The sequence below is a fragment of the Cupriavidus sp. 86D6 genome (genome assembly GCF_057815095.1).
Genome location: NZ_JBYPSB010000018.1, coordinates 18,405 through 39,591 on the forward strand (window position 1 = coordinate 18,405; position 21,187 = coordinate 39,591).

General features: G+C 64.8%; 17 protein-coding genes and 1 pseudogene. 8 read left to right on the top strand and 10 right to left on the bottom strand.

The window, feature by feature from the left end:
• Positions 1–6: 6 nt before the first annotated feature.
• From AC3G88_RS25970 to AC3G88_RS26005, 8 genes and pseudogenes are all read right to left on the bottom strand, one after another.
• On the bottom strand, positions 7–1,260 hold the full coding sequence (locus AC3G88_RS25970) for a glycosyltransferase family 4 protein (RefSeq protein ID WP_488894115.1): 1,254 nt from the start codon (positions 1,258–1,260) through the stop codon (positions 7–9).
• The gene (locus tag AC3G88_RS25975) at positions 1,242–2,351 is read right to left on the bottom strand and encodes a glycosyltransferase family 4 protein (RefSeq protein WP_488894116.1); all 1,110 of its coding nucleotides are present in this window, start codon (positions 2,349–2,351) and stop codon (positions 1,242–1,244) included. Before AC3G88_RS25975 ends, AC3G88_RS25970 begins: the two co-directional genes overlap by 19 nt.
• 11 nt (positions 2,352–2,362) lie before the next feature.
• Positions 2,363–3,394, bottom strand: a complete 1,032-nt coding sequence (locus AC3G88_RS25980; protein ID WP_488894117.1) for a glycosyltransferase family 2 protein — start codon at positions 3,392–3,394, stop codon at positions 2,363–2,365.
• Between the two features lie 22 nt (positions 3,395–3,416).
• Complete coding sequence (locus AC3G88_RS25985; protein ID WP_488894118.1) at positions 3,417–4,430, bottom strand: glycosyltransferase family protein; 1,014 nt, start codon at positions 4,428–4,430, stop codon at positions 3,417–3,419.
• A 14-nt stretch (positions 4,431–4,444) separates the two neighbouring features.
• The gene (locus tag AC3G88_RS25990; RefSeq protein WP_488894119.1) at positions 4,445–6,646 is read right to left on the bottom strand and encodes a polysaccharide biosynthesis tyrosine autokinase; all 2,202 of its coding nucleotides are present in this window, start codon (positions 6,644–6,646) and stop codon (positions 4,445–4,447) included.
• Positions 6,647–6,674: 28 nt separating this feature from the next.
• Positions 6,675–7,874 (bottom strand): polysaccharide biosynthesis/export family protein, encoded by a 1,200-nt coding sequence (locus tag AC3G88_RS25995; RefSeq protein WP_488894120.1) that lies wholly within the window; start codon positions 7,872–7,874, stop codon positions 6,675–6,677.
• Positions 7,855–8,478 (bottom strand): annotated as a pseudogene (locus AC3G88_RS26000) (sugar transferase); the annotation flags it as partial. The pseudogene AC3G88_RS26000 and the gene AC3G88_RS25995, both read right to left, overlap by 20 nt.
• 150 nt (positions 8,479–8,628) lie before the next feature.
• Entirely contained in the window at positions 8,629–10,137 is a 1,509-nt protein-coding gene (locus tag AC3G88_RS26005; RefSeq protein WP_488894121.1) for a mannose-1-phosphate guanylyltransferase/mannose-6-phosphate isomerase, read from the bottom strand.
• A gap of 535 nt (positions 10,138–10,672) precedes the next feature.
• Here AC3G88_RS26005 and AC3G88_RS26010 point away from each other — a divergent pair.
• From AC3G88_RS26010 to AC3G88_RS26035, 6 genes are all read left to right on the top strand, one after another.
• A complete protein-coding gene (locus tag AC3G88_RS26010) occupies positions 10,673–11,704 on the top strand; it encodes a GlxA family transcriptional regulator (protein ID WP_488894122.1) in 1,032 nt (343 codons plus the stop codon).
• Between the two features lie 12 nt (positions 11,705–11,716).
• A complete protein-coding gene (locus tag AC3G88_RS26015; protein WP_153949667.1) occupies positions 11,717–12,520 on the top strand; it encodes a 2OG-Fe(II) oxygenase in 804 nt (267 codons plus the stop codon).
• A 20-nt stretch (positions 12,521–12,540) separates the two neighbouring features.
• Positions 12,541–13,620 (top strand): dTDP-glucose 4,6-dehydratase, encoded by a 1,080-nt coding sequence (rfbB, locus tag AC3G88_RS26020; RefSeq protein ID WP_488894123.1) that lies wholly within the window; start codon positions 12,541–12,543, stop codon positions 13,618–13,620.
• A complete protein-coding gene (rfbD, locus tag AC3G88_RS26025) occupies positions 13,610–14,539 on the top strand; it encodes a dTDP-4-dehydrorhamnose reductase (RefSeq protein ID WP_488894124.1) in 930 nt (309 codons plus the stop codon). The genes rfbB and rfbD overlap by 11 nt, the downstream gene beginning before the upstream one ends.
• 9 nt (positions 14,540–14,548) lie before the next feature.
• Positions 14,549–15,100, top strand: a complete 552-nt coding sequence (gene rfbC, locus AC3G88_RS26030) for a dTDP-4-dehydrorhamnose 3,5-epimerase (RefSeq protein ID WP_488894125.1) — start codon at positions 14,549–14,551, stop codon at positions 15,098–15,100.
• A gap of 141 nt (positions 15,101–15,241) precedes the next feature.
• The gene (locus tag AC3G88_RS26035) at positions 15,242–16,222 is read left to right on the top strand and encodes a Bug family tripartite tricarboxylate transporter substrate binding protein (protein ID WP_488894126.1); all 981 of its coding nucleotides are present in this window, start codon (positions 15,242–15,244) and stop codon (positions 16,220–16,222) included.
• A 56-nt stretch (positions 16,223–16,278) separates the two neighbouring features.
• Here AC3G88_RS26035 and glsA read toward each other — a convergent pair whose 3' ends face one another.
• Positions 16,279–17,268: a glutaminase A gene (gene glsA / locus AC3G88_RS26040; RefSeq protein ID WP_488894127.1), complete on the bottom strand. Its 990-nt coding sequence runs from the start codon at positions 17,266–17,268 to the stop codon at positions 16,279–16,281.
• Between the two features lie 298 nt (positions 17,269–17,566).
• Between glsA and AC3G88_RS26045 the strand changes: the two genes are divergently transcribed.
• Both AC3G88_RS26045 and AC3G88_RS26050 read left to right on the top strand, forming a co-directional pair.
• A complete protein-coding gene (locus tag AC3G88_RS26045; RefSeq protein ID WP_488894128.1) occupies positions 17,567–18,514 on the top strand; it encodes a lactate/malate family dehydrogenase in 948 nt (315 codons plus the stop codon).
• A 55-nt stretch (positions 18,515–18,569) separates the two neighbouring features.
• Positions 18,570–20,048, top strand: a complete 1,479-nt coding sequence (locus AC3G88_RS26050) for a DASS family sodium-coupled anion symporter (RefSeq protein WP_488894129.1) — start codon at positions 18,570–18,572, stop codon at positions 20,046–20,048.
• Between the two features lie 105 nt (positions 20,049–20,153).
• Here the strand turns inward: AC3G88_RS26050 and AC3G88_RS26055 are convergent, their stop codons facing one another.
• Positions 20,154–21,179 (bottom strand): GlxA family transcriptional regulator, encoded by a 1,026-nt coding sequence (locus tag AC3G88_RS26055; protein WP_488894130.1) that lies wholly within the window; start codon positions 21,177–21,179, stop codon positions 20,154–20,156.
• Positions 21,180–21,187: the final 8 nt, after the last annotated feature.

Here is a 21,187-nt window from a genome sequence, read left to right on the forward strand (position 1 = left end):
CGCGACTCAGTTCGACGCCACCACCATCGGTTCGGCCACCGGCAGGCCCGGTACCGAAGATGCCGAAGCTACCGCAGGCGACGCGGGTACCGCATCCCGAATCATGGCCGCATGCACCAGCGCCCGGAATTCCCGCCGAAACCGCTCGGGCGAGAATTGCAGCGCGTTGCGGCGGCACGCCGCCGGCTGGAAAGGTCCGCTTTCCTCGAACCGGCAAACCGCGCGAACGATATCCTCGACGGTCTGGCGCGGAAAGAACAAGCCGGTGCGCAAATCGCGATCGCGGCTGTCGATCACCGTCTCGCGCGCTCCGCCCTGCCCCAGCGCAATGACAGGCGTCCCGCAGGCCTGGGCCTCCACGGCGACGATCCCGAAATCCTCCTCCGCCGCAAACACAAAGGCCTTGGCGCGCTGCATGTGCGCCACCAGCACGTCGGCAGGCTGGTATCCCAGGATGCGCACGTTAGGGGTCGCCATCTCGCGGATACGGTCCAGGTCCGGGCCATCGCCGATCACCACCAGTTGCTTGTCCGGCATCGCCGCGAACGCCTCGACGATCAGGCTCACCCGCTTGTAGGGCACCAGCCGCGATGCGGTCAGGAAGAAGTCCTCGCGCTGCTCGCAGAGGCTGAACTGGTCGATATCGACGGGCGGATAGACCACCGCCGCATCGCGCCCATAGACCTTGCGGATACGCCGCGCCACATAGGCCGAGTTGGCGACAAATACGTCCACGCCATGCGCGGTGCGATGGTCCCACATCCGCATGTAGTGCAGGATGGCCCGGGCCACCCAGCTTTTCAGGCCCTGCGTCAGCTTCGACTCGCTCAGGTATTGATGCTGAAGGTCCCATGCATAGCGGATCGGGGAATGAACATAGCTGACATGCAGCTGCCCGGGGCCGGTAATCACTCCTTTGGCCACAGCATGGCTCGACGAAATCACGAGGTCGTAGGCGGACAGGTCCAGTTGCTCCACGGCCAGCGGCATCAGCGGCAGGTACGACCGGAACGACTTGCGGGCGCGGGGCAGCTTCTGGATAAAGGTCGTCGTCGCATGCTTGCCCTGCAGCGCCCCGCGCTGTGCATCGGGAAAGAAGTCCACCACGCTGAACAGGTCGGCCTGGGGCCATATCTTCAGGATCTGCTCGAGTACCCGCTCTGAACCGGCGTACGTGGCAAGCCATTCGTGGACGACCGCGACCTTGCCGTAGGCGGCGTCATCGGTGTCGTGTCGTGGGCTCATCGTTGTGGAAGGCATGGAGATATCTCGCCAAGTAGCCGCGCGGCGGTGTCGCGCCAGGAATACCGCTGCACATGCGCGTAGCCGCGCTGCCGCATCGCGTCACGCAACGTGCCGTCCTGCATCACGTACGTCAGCAGTTCGCCGAACTCGGCCGGGCTGGTCGGCCGGAAATAGAGCGCCGCAGTGCCACACGCCTCGCGCACCGAGGGCAGGTTCGACGCCAGCACCGGGCAGCCCAGCGTCATGGCCTCCACAGGCGGCAGGCCATAGCCTTCATACAACGACGGAAACACGAAACAGGCAGCGTCGCGGAATAGTGCCTTCAGGTCGGCATCGTCGACATAGCCAAGCCGCGTGACCGGCGCCGCGTCCTCGTCGTTCTGTGGCCGGAACACGCTTGCCGAGCCACCCACGATTACCACGTCGTAGTCGGCCCCGTGCAGCATGGCCACGGCCTCCACGACCAGCCGAAAGTTCTTGTGATAGCTGGCGCTGCTGACCGCCAGCACGTACGGCCGATCCGACAGTCCATACTTGCGCCGGATGCCGCTCACCTCCGGCAAGCGCAGCATATGGTCGCCACTGAGCGGCAGCACGCCGATCTTCCGGCCCGGGATGCGATAGGCGTCCGCAATTTCCCGCCGCGAAAACTCCGATACCGTCAGCACCCTGCGTGCCACACGCCCGACCCACGGCGCCATGATCCGATACCACGAGCGGAACGCGCGCGAATACGCCTGCGGCACGCGCACCGGCGCCGCATCGTGCATGACCGTCACCTGGTTCCGGTACAGCAGCGGCGCCGCATTGCACAGATTGAGCAACAGCGCCCCGCGCGCCGCCAGCGGCAGGCTGACCTGCTCCCAAAGCTGGCCGCTACGGCGCCCGATGACAGGCCCCACCGTACGCACCTGCAGGTGCGGGAACTCGCCCGGATCGACTTCCACGCCTGGCGGCACGAGCAGTTCGAACGACAGGCCTGCCGTAGTGCGATCGTTGTCGGCCACCAATCGGTCAATCGCGCGCACTACCTCGTGCGCAAAGCGGTCGACACCGGTGGCACGCCGCCCCAGGAAGCGCCCATTGATGGCGATGGTCTTTGGCATCGCGTGCGCGCCTAGTGGCCGGCCCGCGCGAGCGGGTTGGCGATGAATCGCACCACACGGTTGCTGAACGACGCCACCGGCAACAGGCAAAGCGTCGTCAGGCATCCCACCGCCACCTTCTTGCGCAGGCTCCAGAATGGATTGGCGGCGATAGTGTGGAAATACCGCCCCGATTCATGCTGGAACCAGTGCCACCGACGCGCCAGCGTCGCGCCATACACGTGCTGCGCGAAGCGGGCCTTCTCCAGCGAGAAATCGAGCACGCCCGGCGGCAGATCGATACCGAGGCGGTCCTTGGCGACGCCGCGCAGGATCTGCCAGCGCCGTGCCGACTGCCGGGCACCGGCCGTCGCGTCCTCGGCATTGGCAAGCGACAGGTCGCTGCCCTGTGCGTCGCCGCGCGTGTTCCGATGCACCCGGTAACCGCCCAGCGCCGTCTCCACCGCGCCAACGTCGCCGAGCAGCGCCACGCCATAGATGGCGTAGAAATCCGCGCCATGCATGTTGTCGGCGCCCACCGGCACCGGAAAGATGCGCCGCAGCGCATCCACGCGATACGCATTGCCCGAGCCGGGTGGGGACGGATACAGCCATCCGGCTCGCAGCATCCGTCCGCAACCGTCCACGCGGATCGACTGCGGGACCTGGACGCCGGTGGGCACGCCATCGGCCGTCATGACATCGAGCCGGTACTGCACTTTCACCGGGTCGCCCTTGGCGAAGGCCGCCAGGACCGTGGCAGCGGCTTCGGGATACAGCGTGTCGTCGGCATCCAGAAAGAGCACATACGGCGTGCGGACGCGTTCGAGCGCATGGTTGTACGCGGCTACCTGCCCGCCGTTGCGCTGGAACACGGCTTCCACGCGCGTGCCATAGCCCTCGATGATCGCGCGAGAGCCATCGGTGGAGCCGTCGTCGATCACCATGACATGCACCGGTGTGAACTGGCTTAGCGCCGATTCAATGGCGCCCGCCACGTACCGTGCATAGTTGTAGTTGGCAATCACAACGGTGAGCGCGGGCGATGCGACAGGGTCCGGCATGGTGGTCTCCGTGAGCGTGGCGCTACAGCGAGTAGTCAGCGTGGAAGCCGAGCCGGCTGGCCTCGCCATCCGCAATGGCGCGCTCCAGCAGCCGCAGCCGCGCCCCGGCGTTGCGGCGCTTGCCATACAGGCGCAGCAGTTGCAGGAACACGAAGCGGTTGAGTCGGTACATCAGTCCGGACGTGGACCAGTGGTTGCGGTCGAACCACGCCTGGTTGCGGCTGCTGTAGTAGGCGCGGAAATCCGAGCCGCTCAGCAGCATGCATTCGAAGTGGTTCTTCCAGTTGCGCTTGACGTTCCAGGAGCCTTCCAGATCTTCGAGCCGCGCAGCCGTTACCAGCGCGATACATCCGCCCCGCGCCGTCAGCCGCCACGTGTACTCGGTATCGTCGGCGTACAACACAAGCTCGGGCACCGGCAACCCCAGGTCCACGTACATCTCGCGATGTCCCAGCAGGCCCCCGTACGGCGCAAACGGCAGATGCACCACATCGGGAATCGCATCGGGCCGTGGCGCGCCCCACGGCGTACGCCGCCAGATCTTGTACGGGATGCGACCCACGTGAAAGCCGAAGTAACTGGAGCGCGGCGGCATCGCCAGACCCACCGGCACGCCCGCCGCGATGTCGCCCTGGTGATCGGGACGGAACCCCAGCACCGCCGCGCGACGACGTCCCAGCTTGCGCGTGAGCAGGTCCAGTTGATGGCAAAGCACGTCCATCGCGCCCTCGCATGGCGCGTTGTCGTCGTCCATCAGCCAGATGTAGTCGGTGGTATCGCGCTCCAGCGCCCGGGCGATGCCCACCGCATAGCCGTTGGCCGATCCCGTGTTGGCGGCGAGCCGCACGACGGTGACGCGCTTGCCCCAGGCAGCCTCCAGCGGCGACAGATCGGCGGTGGCGTTGTTGCTGACGACGATGGCATGCGACACGCCTTCGTGCTCGAAGCTGCGCCGCAGCAGTTCGGCGCAGTAGCGCAGGCGGTCACCGTAGGTGACGGTTACCAGCGTGATGCGCTTGTGGTGCAGATGCGCCATGACGGTTCTCCGTATCAGGCTGGCGTGCCAGGATGGCTTTCGGCAGCGCCGTAGGCGTAGCTGTAGCGATGCAGCGCGCCGGTGAAGTCGTTGAAGATCACACCGCGCACTGCAACACTGGCCTGAGCCAGCCGCCGCGTGCTTTCATCGATCTGTTCGACCGTGGTCACCCGGTGGCGCGCCACCATGAAGACCGTGCCGGCAAGGCGCCCCAGGACCAGCGCATCGGCCACCGGCAGCAGCGGCGGGCCGTCCAGCACCACCATGTCATATTGCGCGGCCACCCGCTGGACCAGTGCCGACAACTCGGGCTGCAGCAGCAATTCGCTTGGGCCGGCCGTGAGCGCGCCAGTTGACAGGAAGTCCAGGCCATGCGCCACGTCACGCCGGATCGCGTCGCCGGCGTCGCAGGTGCCGGCCAGCACTTCGGCCAGCCCGGGTCCGCGATCGACCCGGAAACGCTTGTGCAGCACGCCATTACGCAGGTCGGCATCGATCAGCAGCACACGCCGCTTCGACGCGCCGGCCAGTGTCGCCAGGTTAGCCGCCACGAACGACTTGCCCACGCCCGCTGTGGGCCCTGTGATCAGCACCACGCGATTTGGCGCATCGCTGAGCGCAAAATGCAGGGTCGTTCGCACCGCGCGCAGGCTTTCGATGGCTGCGTCGGGCAGTTGCGCGTGCCCGCCGCGCAGATGGGTCCGCGCCGTGCCCAGCGGCCCGGTCAGGCGGCTGCGCGGCACCGTCGCATAGACCGGAATGCCCGTGGCAATCTCGATCTCGTCGCGATCCTGCACGGTGCCCACGATACGGCGACGTGCCATCGCCAGCACGATGCCCGCGAACAGTCCCGTCAACAGCGACCCCGCCACGGCCACGCCGCGCCGGGGCTTGATCGGTGTCTCGGGCGGGGTGGCCGGATCGATAAGCCGCACGTTCGCCACCTTGCCGGCCCGGACCAGCGTCAGTTGCTGACGCGCGTTCAGCCGGTTGGTGTACAGCTCGGTATCCACCTGCATGTCGCGCTGCAGTTGCAGCACCTTCTGCTCGATCAGCGGCAACTGGCGCGTTCGCCCCTGCACGACGGAAAACGCGGCCTGCGCCTCGCGCAACTGGCCGTCAATGGCCAGCAATGCCGGATGCTTCTCGGTGTACTGGGTCAGCAGTTCCTGGCGCTTCTGGCGCAGGTCCACGAGCCGGGTCTCGGTCTCCACGCTTTGCTGCAGCAGCGCCCGGGCCTCCTGGCTGGTATCGACGGTGCCCTGCTGGGCGCGAAAGGCGTTGTAGCGGCTTTCGGATTCCCCCAGCTGCTTCTTCAGTTGCGGCAATTGCTCGTCCAGGAAGCGGATCGACTTGTCCGCTTCCTCGGACCGACGGCGCACGTTCTGATCGACATACTCGCGGCCGATCTCGTTGAGGATGCGCGACGCCTGGACGGGATCGACGCTGTCCAGCGATACGCCAATAATGTCCGACTGCTTGCCGCGTTCGCCAATCGCCAGGGTCTTCTGCAGCCACTCCGTCGTGGCGGTCTCGGAGTAACGCTTCAGCGTAAAGCTGGCGCCGGGTCGCCCGGCCGCCGTGCGTACGAGCAGCGCCAGCGGCCCGCGCGGCGTGGCGGCTCGCAGCAGTATGCCGACGCGGCCTTGCAGCGACACCACCGGGGCGCCGAACGTCGAGGACAACTCCAGGGTAAAGGCGCCATGCTCGCCCAGCGTAAGCGTGAATGGCTGGCCCTGATAGGCCGCAGGCACGTCGAAGGTCGTGACGTCGATACGTTCCTTGCCATAGACGTGTCCGCCGATCGGGCGCGAATAGCCTTCGGCGCGCTCGGCCAGCCACCAGCCGATCACCGGCAGGTAGCGCGGCGTGACGTCGAGATGGAGCCGGAGCGCATCTACCGCGCGGGATACCACCATGCGCGAACTGATCACCTGGATCTCGGACGTCGTGTCGGGCTTGATCTCGGGCGTAAGCTTCGGGTCCCCTGACGTGGAACGATTCTCGATGGTGCTCGGCTCTACCTGGATCAGCATGTCCGAGCGGTAGACCGGACGCGTGAACACCGCATAGGCAACCCCGGCCAGCAGGCAGGCCGATGTCGTGCCAACGATCAGCCATCGGCTTGCCGCCAACGTCGTCAGCGGGTTCATGGCACGCACCGTCGGGCGGGGCGCAGGCCCATACGCGGGATTTGCCAGGTACGAAGTGTTCATGACGGGTGTCTCCTGGAATTCGCAAGGCCTACGGCGCCAGCGCACGGCTTGCCGTCGCGGTCTGCGCGGTGGGCAGTAGCAGGCTGACCACCCGGCTCCAGCGCACGAGTGAAGAGGTGTCGACGAACACCACGTCGTTCGCCTGGAGCGCGAACCCGTCGGCCAGCGCCATCGCCGAAGGCGTGCTGGCATCCAGATGGAAGACCCGGGGCTGCGTGCCGCCGTTGCCGCGCACCACATACACCTGCTGCGCATCGCCCGAATACTGGCTCACTCCGCCGGCATCGCCGAGCGCCTGGTTCAGGCTCAACTTGCCATTGTTCATCGTCAGCGCGGCGTTGCGTGCCACCTCGCCAATCACATAGACCTTGCTGTCGTTCGCGGCATAGACACGCACGAGATCCCCATCGCGCAGCAGGATGTCGGACGGATTCGCGCCTTTCGCGATCAGGTCGGGCAGGTTCACGCGCGCCGTTTGCTCGCCGCGCGTGACGGCGATCCAGGAGCGGTCGGCCGCCGCGCTGAACCCGCCGGCGCGATTGATGGCCTCGGGCAGCGTCATCGGCACGTCGTTGATGATCTGCAGGCCGGCCTGTTGCACGGCGCCGTCCATGTACACGCGCTTGCTGCGATACGCCTGGATGCGTAGCGTCACCTGTGGATTACGCACGTATTCAGCCAGCCGCTGCGTGAGCCGGTCGCGCGCTTCGGCCTCGGTCAGACCCGCAACCGGCACCATGCCGACAAAGGCGTACTGAACATTGCCGCGTGCGTCGACGGTGTATCCCGTGACCACGGCATTCGATCCCGACGTATCGACGCCGCTGGTGACCTGCAGCGCGGGCAGGTTCAGCTCGGGATGCCCCCAGACCACGATGCTGAGCACATCGCCGGGGCCCAGCACGTAGGGCCGCGGCTTGTCGAACAGCGCGCGCACCTCCGGCGCCACGCCTTCGGGCTGCGCCGCACGCTGCGACGCAAGCAGCGCGCTGTCGATCTCCACCAGGCTGTCGCGCGACACGGACTGCACGCCCGGCATCGGCGGCAGACTGGTTGCCGGCGCGGCTGGCTGCGCCGATTCCCTGCCCGGCTGCGGCGCCGGCGTAGTGGCCTTGTAGGTCATGCCAGGCGCCATGGCGCAGCCGCCCAGGAAGTGCAGTACCACGCCCCACAGCAGGACGGCCGCCAGGCGCTTGCGCCAGGGCAGGTCAGTATGCGCCACGACCATGGATCACCACACCGATTGTCTTGAACAGGATCACGATATCGCCGGCAAAGGTCCAGTTGCGGACGTAGGCGACATCCAGCGTCACGCGCTTGTCGTAGTCGGCATCGTTTCGTCCGCTGACCTGCCAGAGGCCGGTGATGCCAGGCAGCACGCGCAGGTAGTACGACACCGATTCGCCGTAGCGTTCCAGCTCCTTTTCCACGACCGGACGCGGCCCCACCAGGCTCATGTCGCCGCGCACCACGTTCCATAGCTGGGGCAGTTCGTCGATACTGGTCTTGCGGATGAAGCGCCCCAACGCCGTGACGCGGACATCGTTGCGCAGCTTGAAGTCCTTTTCCCACTCGGCGCGTGCCACCGGATCGCTGGCGAGCAGCTCCTTGAGCACCGCATCGGCATTGCGCACCATCGAGCGAAACTTCAGGCAACGGAACTTCCGGCCATTCATCCCGACCCGGGTATGGCCAAACACGCACGGGCCGCCGTCGCGCATCACGAGCAGGGCCACCGTCAGCATCAGCGGCGACAGCAGCAGCAACAGCACCAGCGCCGCGCCAACATCGAACGCGCGCTTGGCGGCGTGGCCGTAAGCGCCGGCGTAACGCCGGCCGGCGTCGTGCGACGGTGTGTAGACATCGGCCACGGCCGGCGACATGGCCGGCGCTGCCGCAGTAAAGCGCGCCGGCAGGATGCCGGATCTGGCAAGCAGTGATTTGATGAATCGCATGGCCTTCTCCCGTAACCTGCGCGATGTTCAGGTGCAGCGCCCGTAGGTATCGGCGATGCGGACGATGTCGTCTTCGCCAAGGTAGGCGCCCGATTGCACCTCGATGACTTCGAGCGGCAGCTTCCCGGGGTTTTCCAGGCGGTGCGTGACGCCAATCGGGATATAGGTCGACTCGTTCTCGCTCAGCAGGAACTGCTCTTCGCCACGCGTGACGCGTGCCGTGCCCCGCACCACGGTCCAGTGTTCGGCGCGGTGGTGGTGTAGCTGCAGCGATAGCGATGCCCCGGGGTGCACGACGATGTGCTTGACCTGAAAGCGCTCGCCCTGATCGAGCGAGTCGTAGCAACCCCACGGCCGCTGCACCTTGCGATGGTTCTCGGCCTCGCTGCCGTGCTGCCTGGCAAGCCGTTCCACCAGCCCCTTGACGCCCTGCACCTGGGAACGGTCCACGACCAGCACGGCATCTGGCGTTTCCACGACGATCAGGTTCGTGGTGCCTACGCACGCCACCAGCCTGCCGTCGGCGTGGACATAGCACGAGGTAGCGCCTTCGTACATCACCCGGCCCCGCGCGGCATTGCCGTCGCCGTCCTTGTCGATGGCATCCCATACGGCGTCCCACGAGCCCAGGTCCGACCAGCCCGCCACCAGCGGCACCACCACGCCCTGCACGCCGTCGGTGCGCGCCAGGTGCTCCATGACGGCGTAGTCGATCGAGTCGGACGGGATTGCCGCGAACGCGGTGGCATCGGGGTGGAAGTACGGGCCGTCCTGACGACCCTGCGCGAAGGCACTGGCGCAAGCTGCGTGCATGTCTGGCTGCAGGCGCTGCAGCGTCGCCAGCCACGTGCTGGCGCGTACGACGAAGATGCCGCTGTTCCACCAGTACTCGCCAGACGCCACGTACTGCTGCGCAAGCTCGGCGGCAGGCTTTTCGACAAAGCTGTCGATGGCGCGCGCCACGCCGCCCAGCGCGGCGCCGATGCGGATATAGCCGTAGCCGGTATCGGGGCGGGTAGGCGGCACGCCAAGCGTCACGATGGCGCCCTGCTCCGCGTACCGGGCGGCATGCGCGATGGCGTAGCCGAATGCCTCCGTATCGGCGATGACATGATCGGCTGGCATGACGACGAGGATGCCGTCTTCACCCTGCGCCATCGCCAGCAGCGCAGCCAGTGTCAGCGCCGGCGCCGTGTTGCGCCCAGCCGGCTCCACCACGATCTGTGCCGCTGTGCCGGACGCGGCAAGCTGCTGCGCCGTCATGAACCGATGCGGCTCGCCACACACAATGATCGCAGCGGCATCGCCGTGACGACCATCGCGCAGCACCGCCATGCGCCGCACCGTGGACTGCAGCAGCGAGTCACGCCCGATCACATCGATCAGCTGCTTCGGATAGTGCTTGCGGGACAGCGGCCAAAGCCGTGTACCCGCCCCCCCGGCCAGTACCACGGGGCGGATCCGCAGCGCGCTCTGGACGCCGTTGGGCGTGACGGCGGCATGGGAAGGGAGATCGGCGGGGGCAGTGATAGGCATGCTGGGCTCCTGTTCGGGCAGCGCTTGCGGCATGAAACCGCTTTGCTGCACCGAAGCATAGATGCGCAGGAATGCACCATTTGTCCAATGGCCGATAATGCAGAGGATTTGACCGATGCAACTTGAAAACCGGCAATAAAACGTATTTTCGGTGATACAAGACCATTATGTCATCACGCGGTCTTACTGATATGCGTGCACGATTCCCGTCTGCGGTGCGCGAATGCACCGCAACGCATCCAAGCAGAATCCGCATTGCACAATGGCAGTGAAGTCTCTGATTTGGTTAATGTTATTCGCATATCCACATGCAGGGACGGCTGGACGTGGCGTAACAATTACTAAAATTGATTCATTTCTGATAATCGTGTTGCGGCGTATCGCGCATTTTCTTATTGATTTTCTATGGCGCCCGCACCAATCGGCCAACATCACGGAAAAATCGGCCACGGACCATTGTGCATTGCGGCAAGTTGGATATGATGCAATGCAATAGATTCGCCTTTGAATCGCCTTCGCAAAGGGTGGACACGCCATGGATCACCTTGCCGAGATGCCTGCGCCGACCCGGCCCCCGGGGCCTTATCCCGTCGTCGGACATGCCCACACGCAACGCATTGGCCTGCTGTTGTTCGACGGATGCTCGCTCCTGACGGCAGGCATCATTGCCGAGGCCTTCCGCGTGGCGAACGAGCTGGAACTGCAACGCAACGGCCGGCCGTTCTACCAGTTGTCATTGCTGTCGTATCGCGGCGGCAACATCGCGTGTTCGTCGTCGGTGCGCATCTGGACCCAGGGTCTCGATGCGGCGGGTCAGCGGGGCTTTGGGGCCGTGTTCATCGCCTGCAGCGAGCGCGAGCCAGCCAGCGAGCGTGATGCCCGTGTGACCAGCGCCATCATGGAAGTCAGTGCATCGGCGCTGGAGCGCAGCACGTGGGGCCGCGGGCTGCTGGCGCCACGGGTGTCGCGCGCCGAGGCGGCAAGCGGCCAGGACGGGAATGCCGCGGCGGCCGCGTCGGTCTTCTGGTGCCGGGGCGGCGCGGACCATGCGCCCGAAATCATGCCGTCGGCCATCGACATGGCGCTCGCCCAGATCGAGGCGGACCTGGGCCCCGAGGTGGCCGACGAAGTGGCCAGGCAGCTCGACCCGCGCCGCGAGACGATGGCCGAGATCGAGCCCTACGACACGGACGAGACGCCAGACCTCTCCACCGCCACGGCAAACAAGATCCTGGCCTCGGCGCGCTGGATCGCCGAGCACTACATGGAGCCCATCTCGGTTGCCGACGCCGCGCGCTTTGCCGCGATGAGCGAGCGCAATTACCTGCGCCGCTTCAAGTTCACGATGGGCATGACGCCGTCGGAATACCTGTTGCAGACGCGGCTCGACATGATCTGCCAGTTGCTGGTCAAGACAACGCTGCCGGTGGACAAGGTTGCCCGGCGCTGCGGCATGGGCAACGGCGACCGGCTCGGCAAGATCTTCCGCAAGCGGTTTGCATTGTCGCCCACCGAGTATCGGAACCAGGGGCCGGCGAGCCCAGGGTCGGACCCCACCGCAACCTGAGGAGTGCTGAGCATGCGTAACGAATTGCTTGACCTGGCCAAACTCGACTGGATGGCGCGCGAACTCGCCGAGCCGTACAAGACCGCCCCGCCCTTCCCGCATGCCTGTATCGACGACTTCCTTGACCCGGACATCTACCGCGAAGCCAGCGACGCGTTCCCCAGCCGGAAGGAAGGCAGCTGGTTCAAGTATCAGTCGGCTGCCGAAAACCTCAAGCTCCAGATCCAGGACTTCTACGCCATTCCGCCGGCGCTGCGCGCCTTGATCGTCGAACTGAACGGCCCCGGCTTCATCCGGTTCCTGGAGACGCTGACCGGCGTGCGCGGGCTGGTGCCGGACCCTCACCTGCATGGCGGCGGGCTACACCAGACCCTGCCCGGCGGCCACCTGGGCCTGCATATCGACTACAACTACCACCTGGAATGGAAGCTCGACCGACGGGTGAACGTACTGCTTTACCTGAACGACACCTGGGACGATAGCTGGGGCGGCCACCTGCAACTGTGGGACGAGGGCGTGCAGCATTGCGTGCAGAAGATCGCGCCCATCGGCAACCGGCTGGTCGTGTTCAATACGAACGAATGTTCCTGGCACGGGCACCCCGTGCCGCTGGCATGCCCGCAAGGTGTCTCGCGGCGGTCGATCGCGCTCTACTACTATTCAAACGGTCGCCCCGAGGACGAGGTGGCAGACGTCCACACGACGCGCTTCCAGGCGGCGCCCGGCGCCCGCTTTCCGCTGACGGCACGCGACATCCTGACCGGCATTACCCCGCCTTACGCCAAGGCCCTGGCGCGACGCATCGTAGGCCGCTGAACCGGCGCGAGGGGGGTCACATGTCATCCATACTCGTCACCGGCGGGGCCGGCTTCATCGGCGCAAACTTCGTGCTCGACTGGCTCCGAGGTCCGCCCGCGCGTCCGCCCGAGGCCGACCGCGTCATCAACGTCGACAAGCTCACCTACGCCGGAAACCGGCACAGCCTGGACGAACTCGATGGCGACGCGCGCCACATCTTCGTCCAGGCCGACATCGGCGATCGGGCAGCGATGGACAACCTGCTTGCCCGGTACCGCCCGCGCGCGGTCATCCACTTTGCGGCGGAGAGCCACGTCGACCGGTCCATCCGCGGGCCGGCGGCCTTCATCGATACCAATATCGGCGGCACCTATACGCTGCTGGAAGCCGTGCGCGGCTATTGGAGCGCATTGCCCGACGCCGAACAGGCGGGCTTTCGCTTCCTGCACGTCTCCACCGACGAAGTGTTCGGCTCCCTGGGGCCCGCTGACGACCCGTTTTCGGAGACCACCCGCTACGCGCCAAACAGCCCCTACTCGGCGTCGAAGGCGGCTTCCGACCATCTTGTGCGCGCCTGGCACCACACCTATGGCTTGCCCGTCCTGACGACAAACTGCTCGAACAACTACGGCCCGTACCAGTTTCCGGAAAAACTGGTACCGCTGATGATTGCCAGCGCGCTGGCGGGACAGCCGCTGCCGGTGTATGGCGACGGCGCTAACGTGCGCGACTGGCTCTATGTCGGCGACCACTGCGCGGCGATCCGCGAAGTGCTTGCGCGCGGGCGGGTCGGCGAGACCTATAACGTGGGCGGCTGGAACGAGAAAACGAATCTCGAAGTCGTCCACGCGCTGTGCGACCACCTCGACGCGCTGCAACCGCGCACCGCGGGCTCCTATCGCGACCTGATCCGCTTCGTGAAGGATCGCCCCGGCCACGACCGCCGCTACGCCATCGATGCCCGCAAGCTCGAACGCGAACTGGGCTGGCGCCCCGCCGAAACCTTCGAGACCGGCCTGGCCAGGACAGTCGCCTGGTACCTCGACAACCAGCCATGGGTACGTGACGTCATGTCGGGCGAGTACCGTAAGTGGGTGGAGACCCAATATGCCGCGTGACAACCTCGGCGTGCGCACGCTGCTCGTGACGGGCTGCAACGGCCAGATTGGCTTTGAACTGTGCCGCAGCCTTGCCCCGCTCGGTCGCGTGATCGCGCTGGACCACGCTGCATGCGACCTCGCCCATACCGCCCGGTTGCGCGACCTTGTGCGGGACATTGCGCCCAGCGTCATCGTCAATGCGGCAGCCTATACGGCCGTCGACAAGGCCGAACATGACGCCGATCTTGCATTTGCCATCAATGGCGATGCACCCGGCATCCTAGCCGAGGAGGCGAGCGTGCTTGGCGCGCTGCTCGTGCACTATTCCACCGACTACGTGTTCGATGGCACAGCGGATGGCCCGTATTCCGAAACGGATGTCCCCAATCCCTTATCGGTCTACGGAGAAAGCAAGCTGGCCGGCGAAGAAGCGGTGCTCGCAACCCAGGCGACATCGCTGGTCTTGCGCACCAGCTGGGTCTTCGGCGCGTATGGCCGCAACTTCGCGAAAACCATGCTGAAACTCGGTCGTGACCGCGACACGCTGCGCATCGTGTCGGACCAGTTTGGCGCGCCCACGCCTGCCAGCCTTGTGGCCGACGTCACGGCGCACATCGTGGCCCGACACTGGCTCTTCGGCGACCGTGCGGACTTCCCGGCGGGTCTCTATCACCTTGCCGCTGGCGGATACACGAACTGGCATGCTTATGCAGTGGAAGTGCTGAGGCAGGCCACCGCGCTCGGGGCACTGCTCAAAGCCGACCCCAGCAAGGTTCAGCCGATTGGCACGGCAGACTATCCATTGCCGGCCCATCGCCCCGCGAACTCCCGGCTTGCCACGGGAAAGCTGCGGGAGACGTTCGGCCTGCAGCTGCCGCACTGGCGAGACGGACTCAGCCTCGTCATGAGGCAAATGTTCTCCGAGACATCCTCCTAGAGGTGCGCCATGACCATGAACCTTGTTCCTACCCGGATCCCCGATGTGCTGATCGTCGAACCGAAGGTGTTTGGCGACGAGCGAGGATTCTTCTTCGAGAGCTTCAACGGCATCGAATTTGAAGCCGCTACCGGGTTGAAGCGCAATTTCGTCCAGGACAATCACTCCCGGTCGGCCCGCAACGTGCTGCGCGGACTGCACTACCAGATTCGACATCCGCAGGGCAAGCTCGTGCGCGTCGTGTCGGGCGCAGTGTTTGACGTGGCCGTGGACCTGCGCAGCAGTTCGCCAACATTCGGCGAGTGGGTCGGCGAGGTGTTGTCCGCCGAAAACAAGCGCCAGTTGTGGATTCCGGAAGGATTTGCGCACGGGTTCCTCGTGCTGTCGGACTCTGCGGAATTCCTCTACAAGACCACGGATACCTGGCACCCGGAACACGAACGCTCTTTGCGATGGAACGACGGGCGTGTCGCCATCGAATGGCCGCTGTCCGGCATGCCGATGGTGGCTGCCAAGGACGCCGCCGGGCGTACCCTTGACGAGGCCGAGGTGTTCGCCTGACCGCGCCGCGGCGGCGCCTGCCGTCGTTTTCGATAGGAACCTGTAGCCCGGCGCACGAAGCTGGCACGGACGTTGCTCCCTGATCCGCCACTGCATGTTGAACACAGACTCATTGGCATCGGGACATTCGGGGAGCGTTTGATGAAGAAAAAGATTGCGCACTGGGCAGCCTTGGCGCTGTCCTTTGGCGTGCTGGCTGTCGGTGCCGGCTGCGCACTGGCGCAGACATATCCGTCCAGGACGATCAGACTGGTGGTACCTTTTCCGCCGGCCGGTGCCACTGACGTCCTGGGCAGGGCCATTGCGCAGAAGCTATCCGAAGGCCTTGGACAGCCTGTGGTGGTCGAGAACCGGCCTGGTGCAGGCAGCACCATCGGATCGGACATCGTTGCGAAAGCGGCCCCGGATGGCTACACGCTATTGTTGGCGTCAGGCTCGCTTGCCATCGCATCGAACCTGTACCCCAGGCTGGGCTTCGATATTCTGAAAAGCTTCACGCCAATCTCACTGGTGGGCCATGTCCCCCATATGCTGGTCGTGAACCCCTCGATCCCGGCAAATTCGGTCAAGGAACTGATCGCATTGGCCAAGGCAAAGCCCGGACAAATCAGCGCCGCTTCGCAAGGAAACGGCACGCTGTCTCACCTTGAACTGGAAATGTTCAAGTTGTCCACTGGCGCCGACATGCTTCATGTCCCGTATAAAGGCAGCAATAACGTCATGCCCGATTTGCTTGCCGGCAATGTCTCGGTGTTCTTTGATAGCGTGCCGTCTTCCATGCCGCTGGTGAAGAGCGGCAAGCTAAAAGCACTTGGCGTCGTAGGGGCCAAGCGCCTGCCAATGAGCCCGGACATTCCGACACTGGCCGAAGCCGGACTTCCCGGGTTCGACGTGAAGAACTGGTTCGCGCTACTGGCACCTGCCGGCATATCGCCGGAGATCGTCGCGTTGCTCAACACCCAGGTCCAGAAGGCAGTGGCCGCGCCGGATCTTGCTGCGCGGCTGGCCGACCAGGGTGTGATCCTGGAAGCCAGCACGCCAAAGCAGTTGTCCATGCTGATGCAATCGGACGTCGCAAAGTGGGGCAAGATCGTCAAAAGTGCAAACGTGCACCTGAACTGAGCGTAGCGGCGCGGGGGATGTGCTACCGGGCGTGGCTCGCACCTGGCCGGACAGGGCTATCCGGACCTACGCGCCGCAGGCTCGGAAATGAACAGGTTCAGACCCAGGTGCTCGGACAGGAACCGCATGACTAGCTGACCCCGCACGCTGTTGCCGGCGGCATCCAGTGTGGGCGAATATGTCGCCACTGCGCCTTTGCCGGGTGCGATCGTCAGGATGCCCCCGCTGACGCCGCTCTTGCCTGGCAGGCCCACATCGTACAGCCAGCTCCCCGAGCGCTCGTACAGACCCGCTGTCGCCATGACCGCCAGTACACGCTGACATGTCGAGGCCCTGACGACCTGCTCGCCCGTCACTGGATGGACGCCCCCACTGGCCAAGGTAGCACCCATCAGCGCAAGGTCGCGCGCACTGACCAGCAGCGCACATTGCCGCGTGTAGACGTCCACGGCTTCATCCGGATCGCAATAAAGCCGGCCATGCCCGCGCAGGAGGTGCGCTAAGCCCGCGTTGCGTTGGTTGGTGGCCGCTTCTGAGGCGTAGACGCGCGCATCGCATTCCAGTTCCCGCCCAGCAAAGCGAGACAACCCATGGCGAACCCGATCCCAGCGGTCCGCGGCGTCAGTGCCTGGCACCAGGCTTGTCGCGGCAATCGCCCCGGCGTTGACAAGGGGATTACTGGTGCCATCGGCGCGCAGTTCCATTGCCATGATGGAGTTGAAGGGCAGGCCGGTAGCGTCTACGCCAAGCCGCGCCGCGGCCTCGTCGCATACCAGCGCGAATACGAAAGGCTTGGACACGCTCTGGATCGAAAACGGCTGTGTCGCGTCGCCGACCATGAACGTGTCCCCCTGCGTGTTGGCAACGCAAATGCCGAAGGCGGAGGCATCCGCTTCGGCCAGCGCCGGGATGTAGTCGGCCAGCTTGCCACCGGCTTCATCGCGGAAGCGCTCGTAAGCCGCTTCGACCAGCGACCGGACCGCGTCGTGCCCGGGCAGATTGCCAGTGGAAACAAAGGGGGATGTCAGCGCGGTCGACGAGGCCATCTTTGCGTTCCTCCTTCCGGTTCAAACCAACAGGCAGATCCAGAGCGCACGAATCGCTCTGGAGAGCCCGTCCGAATTGTCGGTCCGGTCATATCTCGGATACGCCCCTTTCCGGGCGGCCCTGCGTCTCATTATCGAGGCCCGAAAAGCAAACAGTGAGTACTTTCGACGGGATTAGCCCAAGGTCCAATGGCGAAAGCGGCATAGTCCGCCAAATTAGACGCAGATGTCGCGTCGTACGCTGCCTGGCCCCGACATGGAGCCGTGGGCGCGACGCTGGCCAGGAAGGAGAGCGGGCATGCGGCAACCCAAGATCGCTATCGTCGGGGCAGGCCTGGTTGGTGACTCGGCGGCCCTGTTTGCTGCCCTGGCGATCCCGAGCGCGGAGATCGTCCTGGTCGACATCGAGAGAGTTCGCGCCGAGGGACAGACGCTCGATCTCGTCCACGCCGCCGCATTCTGGGGTCACAACCGCTTCACTGCCGGTGATCTCGACGATGCACAAGACGCCGACATCATCGTGATTACCGCCGGCGCCGGGGTGAAGCCCGGTCAGACCCGCCTGGACCTGGCGAAAACCAATGCGGATGTGGCCCTCGAAATTGTCGGACGCACCGCGCCGCTTGCCCCGAATGCGATCTACCTGGTCGCTTCCAATCCTTGCGACGTCATAGCCGGGGTCGTACTTGACCGACTGCAATGCGCGCCGGAACGCGTCATCAGCACCGGTACCACGCTGGACACCGGCCGGCTGCGCGCATTGCTTTCAGAACGACTTGGGGTGGTCGCGCCTGCGATTCACGCCTATGTCATTGGCGAGCATGGCGAATCGGCGGTGATCGATTGGTCCGGGGCGACCGTATCCGGCATGCCTCTTGAAACCTTCCTGACCAGGACGGGCAAGGAGCTTGGCCCCGCCAGTCGCGACCTGGTGTTGCGCTCTGTACATGAGTCCGCCAAGCTCATCAAGGAAGGCAAGGGCGCCACGCACTACGGCATCGCCAGTTCGATTGGCCGAATCTGCGAGGCCATCGTTCACAACACCGATCAAGTTCTCACCGTCGCCATCGTGCACCCCGAGGTCGAGGGCGTCGCAACGGTATGTCTGTCGTTGCCGACCGTGGTCAACGGCAGCGGCGCACGGTTGCTGGCATATCCGGAACTCGGCCCCGACGAACGTGCGGCCCTGCAACGCAGTGCGCGCATCGTCAAAGAGGCGACTGACAGCGTGCTACGGGGCCGGTAGCCATTTTTTCAGTGCACCGGACCGGCCGCATCAGCAGCGAACCAGGAGGTTCATCATGGCCATCTCTCCCCCCAAGGACTCCCCGGCCGGAAGTTCCCCGACCAGCAAGGCATCGCCCCCGGCGGGACATTTGAGCAAGGCTTGGCGTTTGCTTGTGCCGGTGGGACTTGGCATCGTCCTGTGGTACCTGCCGTCACCGGATGGCCTCCAGCTCAAAGCCTGGCACATGTTCGCCGTGTTCGTGGCAACCATCGCCGGCATCATGACTGCGCCCTTGCCGATGTCGGCGGTGGCCCTTATTGGTTCCACGGTGGGCGTGCTCGTCGGCGTACTCGCCTTTTCCGACGTTACCAAATCGACGGGGACGGACCTGGTCTGGCTGGTGATGCTCGCCTTCTTCATCTCACGGGGCGTGATCAAGACCGGCCTCGGCCGCCGCATCGCGCTGATGTTCATGCGTCTATTGGGCAAGCGGACACTGGGACTCGGTTATGGCCTTGCGCTGACCGAGTTGATTATCTCGCCGGCAATGCCAAGTATCACCGCCCGCGCAGGCGGCGTGATGTTGCCGATTACGCGGGCCATTTCGGAAATCCTCGGCAGCCATGCGAATGATCCGGAATCCCGCGGCAAGGTCGGCACCTATCTGATCCTATGTGCCTTTCATGCCAACATCATCACAGCAGGCATGTTCATCACGGCCATGGCGGGTAACCCGCTTGCCGTCAAGCTTGCCGCCGATCAGGGTGTTTCCATCAGTTGGCTCGAATGGGCGGTGGCGGCTTCCGTCCCAGGCTTGCTGTGCCTGGCCATTATTCCCGTCGCCATGCTATGGATTGCGCAGCCGCGAATCCGCGAGACGCCGGACGCGACTAGCCTCGCTCAGCGGGAGCTCTCTGCCATGGGGCCGATCTCCATCAAGGAGATCATCATGGCCGTCATCTTTATCGGTCTGCTCATTCTCTGGATATTCGGAGAGGACATGAAGATCAGCGCGACACTTGCGGCGGCACTGGGTGTCTCGTTGCTCTTTCTCACCGGCGTGCTGACGTGGCAGGACGCCCTGGACGAGAAGGCGGCATGGGACACCATGATATGGATCGGCCTCCTGATCATGCTGGCTTCCAAGCTCAATGAATACGGCATGGTGAGCTGGTTCGGCAAGGAGTTCGGTGCCCATCTGGAGGGGTATCACAGGCTTGCCGTCTACATGCTTGTGGCTGCGATCTACTGCTACGTTCACTACTTCTTTGCCAGTGCAACGGCGCACATCAGCGCATTGTTTCCACTGTCGATGGCGCTGATGGTTGCCGCCGGCATTCCGCCGTTCACTGCGGCGGTCGCACTCGGCATTCTGAGCAACATCAACGGTTGCCTGACGCAATACGGCATTGGCTCCGGTCCGGTCATGTTCGGCGCCGGGTATGTGTCCCAGGGGCAATGGTGGAAAGCCGGCTTCCTGATGAGCCTGATCTACATGTTCGTCTGGCTCGTCGTCGGCCCGCTGTGGTGGAAGATGCTGGGCCATGTTTGATACGGAACCAGCGTTTTTTGCCGCCTGAAGTACGGGCGCGGACAGTAGTCAGGTAACAGGGGACAGTTGCTAACGTCACTGATCAAGAGGGCTGCCAGGAAGACCTCATGCAACCGACTTTCCGCCATTCGAGCGGTACAGGTCAGGCGTGCAGCCCTTCTCTCGACCGAAACTGCGCTGAAAGGCGTCCACTGACCGGAATCCACTCGCCGAGGCGATCTTCTCCTGCGGCCAATCCGTTTGCAGGAGTAGCGTCGTGGCCCGGTCCAATCGCTCGCGCATGACAAAGGCTGCAGGGGTGCTGCCGGTCTCCGCCACAAACGCCCTGGCCAGATTGCGGGGGCTCATGAGGACCCTACGCGCCATCGCTTCGACCGAAAGATCGCCTGACAGGTTGTTCATGACCCAGGTCACCAACCCTCGCACGCGCGGCGTTGCGCCGGCCTGTGCCGCCAACGTGCGACTGTCCTGCGATTCGGTGCTGCCGCGCAGCATGTAGACGGCCAGATTGCGGGCGATCTCTATCGCCACGGACTGACCCAGATCGGCCGCGATCATCGCGAGGGTCATGTCGAGTCCCGTGGTAACGCCAGCGGAAGTCCAGAGACCATCGTCACACACATAGATGGGGTCGTTCAGTACGTGGGCCTTCGGAAACATCGATTGCAGCATCGCGCACGCATTCCTGTGCGTCGTGCATTGCCTGCCGTCGAGGAGGCCGGCTGCCGCCAGCGCAAACGCACCTGTACAAACACTGGCCACGCGTCGAACCTCGGGGGCCATGCGCGCCACCCATTCGCCCACCCCTTGCTCGACAATGGCAGCACGCAAGGCAGGCTCATCGCCGCCTGCCACGACAAGGGTGTCGATGGGCGCCGCTACTGCGCTCAGGGCGTCGGTCGCGGCAATGGTCAGGCCAGCGTTGGTTCTGACATCCCCCCCGCTCGGCGAGGCAATCGTCAGTCGATACGCGCCTGGAACGTACTCGGCTGCCTTGCTCAGTGCACTGGCGGGCCCGGCGACATCGATGGCTTCGACCCCGTCGAATGCCACCAAAACAACGTGGCGGGTCGGCACCGCGCCTGTGCCAACGCTGGCAGAAAGTGCGGCAATGTTGTCCTTGCTCGCCATCAGCGTGC